This window comes from Rhodococcus sp. EPR-134 (assembly GCF_001647205.1).
Taxonomy (GTDB): Bacteria; Actinomycetota; Actinomycetes; order Mycobacteriales; family Mycobacteriaceae; genus Rhodococcus_F; species Rhodococcus_F qingshengii.
In genome coordinates this window covers 1-2,518 of record NZ_LVCT01000581.1, presented here as the reverse complement: position 1 = coordinate 2,518, position 2,518 = coordinate 1, and the positions used below count along the sequence as shown (strand labels likewise).

At 62.5% G+C, this 2,518-nt stretch carries 3 protein-coding genes and 1 pseudogene; 2 read left to right on the top strand and 2 right to left on the bottom strand.

The genetic code is table 11. The features are described 5' to 3' along the window. Together A2J01_RS25640 and A2J01_RS25635 are read left to right on the top strand one after the other, a co-directional pair. A pseudogene (locus A2J01_RS25640) lies at window positions 1-218 on the top strand (SDR family NAD(P)-dependent oxidoreductase); the annotation flags it as partial. 11 nt (window positions 219-229) lie between these two features. Beyond that, complete coding sequence (locus tag A2J01_RS25635; RefSeq protein ID WP_054827404.1) at window positions 230-1,273, top strand: L-idonate 5-dehydrogenase; 1,044 nt, start codon at window positions 230-232, stop codon at window positions 1,271-1,273. 59 nt (window positions 1,274-1,332) lie between these two features. Here the strand turns inward: A2J01_RS25635 and A2J01_RS25630 are convergent, their stop codons facing one another. Both A2J01_RS25630 and A2J01_RS25625 read right to left on the bottom strand, forming a co-directional pair. Then, a complete protein-coding gene (locus A2J01_RS25630) occupies window positions 1,333-2,001 on the bottom strand; it encodes a 4-carboxy-4-hydroxy-2-oxoadipate aldolase/oxaloacetate decarboxylase (RefSeq protein ID WP_007731695.1) in 669 nt (222 codons plus the stop codon). A 25-nt stretch (window positions 2,002-2,026) separates the two neighbouring features. Further along, window positions 2,027-2,518, bottom strand: a 492-nt coding sequence (locus A2J01_RS25625) for an aminotransferase class I/II-fold pyridoxal phosphate-dependent enzyme (protein ID WP_156519407.1), incomplete at its 5' end; no start/stop codon positions are given.

The following is a 2,518-nucleotide window of genomic DNA, read 5'->3' as shown; positions in this document are numbered from 1 at the left end:
CCGAGATCTTCGGTCGCAACCTCGGCGGCACGCCCGAAGCCATGAAGGAAGCGTGGGAGACCTTCTACGAAGGCTACGAATCCATCACTACCAAGGACATCGCGGATACCATCGAGTTCGCGATCGACGCCCCTGGTCACGTCAATCTTGGTCTCATCGAGGTGCTCCCCACCTTCCAGGTGCCCGGTGGCCTCGACTTCATCCGTCGCAACGACTGAGAGAGCGCATCATGAGTTTTGTACTACCGGAAACGACGCTCGGAGTGGTGGCCCATGCGGCAGGTGACCTGCGGGTCGAGCATGTTGCGTTGACTGCGCCGACCGCCGAGCAGGCAGTGATCGAGATCGCTTACGGCGGTGTGTGTGGATCAGATCTGCACTACTGGACGCACGGCGCGGCGGGGGAGTCGATTCTGAAGGCACCGATGCTGCTCGGTCACGAGGTGGTCGGCACGGTCGTGACGGCCGCGGCGGACGGAACGGGGCCGGCAGTTGGAACTTCCGTGGCCGTACACCCCGCAACGCCCGGTGGGACCGCGCCTCGGTTCCCGAGCGATCGGCCCAACCTCTCGCCCTGCTGCACATACCTGGGAAGTGCAGCGCAGTACCCACACACCGAGGGCGCCTTCGTGAAATACGCAGTGCTCCCGACACGCATGCTCCGGGAACTGCCCGAGGGGTTGGACCTGCGGACTGCGTCGGTAGCCGAACCGGCAAGCGTTGCCTGGCACGCTGTTTCGCGAGCGGGAGACGTACGCGGGAAGAAGGCGCTGGTCGTCGGCTGCGGACCCATCGGCGCACTGGTCGTGGCTGTGCTCAAACGAGCAGGCGCGCAGTCGATCACCGCGGTCGACGTGCACGACGTTCCGCTGCAGATCGCGTCGACGCTCGGTGCGGATCGGGTTCTCGAGGCCACCGACGCCGAGGCAGTCGCCGCATCCGATGCCGACGTGGTCGTCGAGTGCACCGGCAATCATCGCGGGCTCGAATCCGCTATTCGCGGGGCGACGCGCGGTGGACGGGTGGTCATGCTCGGGCTTCTTCCGTCCGGACCTCAACCGGTACACATTTCGCTGGCGATCACGCGAGAGTTGGAGTTGGTGGGCTCATTCCGCTTCAACGACGAAATCGACGAGGTGCTGCTCGCCCTCGCCGACGGTTCGCTTGCTGTCGATGCTGTTCTCACACACGAATATCCGGTCGAGGAAGCTCTGGAAGCCTTCGCAGTCGCCAAGGATGCTTCGGTGTCGGGGAAGGTGCTGTTGCGGTTCTGAGTCCTTCGACCCTGTGCGCCTTTATTAACCGCGGGCGGTTAATAAAGGCGCACAGCAGGTTATTCGACCACCAGGCCCTTGGCTTCCAGCAGAGCAGTCAGATTGCTCACCTCGAGTGGGGTCTCTCCCCGCTTGTAACGCTCGATGTACCCGGCTTCGGCTTCGTCACGGGCACGCGAGAGTTCGATTGCCTCGGCAACCTCCTCGCGGCGGACCACGACAACGCCGTCGCAGTCACCCTTGACGACGTCACCGGGATAAATGACCTGTTCTCCGAAGACCAGGGGATGGTTGATCGGGCCGAGAGATTCCTTGACGGTTCCCTCGATGTACACGTGCTTGGAGAAGACGGGGAATCCGAGTTCGCGGATCTCCCGGGTATCGCGCACTCCGCCGTCGGTGACCAGTGCGGTAATGCCGCGCGCAACACAGGCATTGGCCAGAACATCGCCGAACTGGCCGGCGGCTTGATCACCTGAAGAGACGATCAGGACGTCACCCGGCTGTGCGTAGCTGATCGCAACCTGCAGCATGAGGTTGTCGCGGGGATGGCACTTGACTGTGAAAGCGGAGCCGCAGAACTTCATGTCGCGGTCGATCGGCTTGATCGCCGGATGCAGCGAGCCCTTACGTCCCTGTGCCTCGTGAATCGTGGCCGCGGAGAACGTCCCCAGTTCGGCAATCAGGTCCTTGTCCGCGCGATCAATTTTCGTCTTGACGTGAATCATCTTGTACTCCAGAAAGTATGAAAGATCAGGAAAGGCGTTCGACTGCCGCGGCGATCTGTGCCGCGGCCTTTTCGAGGACAGCCTCGGAGGTGGCGAAGGAGATACGGAAGTACGGCGATGCGCCGTAAGCCGAACCCTGAATGGTGGCAACCGACGCCTCGTCGAGGAGATAGAGGACGAGATCCTGGTCGGACTCGATCACGGTGCCATCCGGGGTCTGCTTGCCGATCAAGCCGGCACAGTTGACGAACAGGTAGAACGCACCCTGCGGCACGACGGGCTCGAGCCCGGGGACAACACTGAGGAGGTGAGCCGAGAGGTCGCGTCGTCGTCGGTAACTTCGTACGGATTCGGTGAGGAAACTCTGGTCGCCGGTGAGGGCTTCCACGGCTGCGGCCTGGCTGATCGAGGACGGGCAGGAAGAACTCTGACCCTGCAGTTTGTTGACGGCGCCGATCAATCCGGAATTTCCGAGTCCGTATCCGAGTCGCCACCCGGTCATGGCATGAGACTTGGA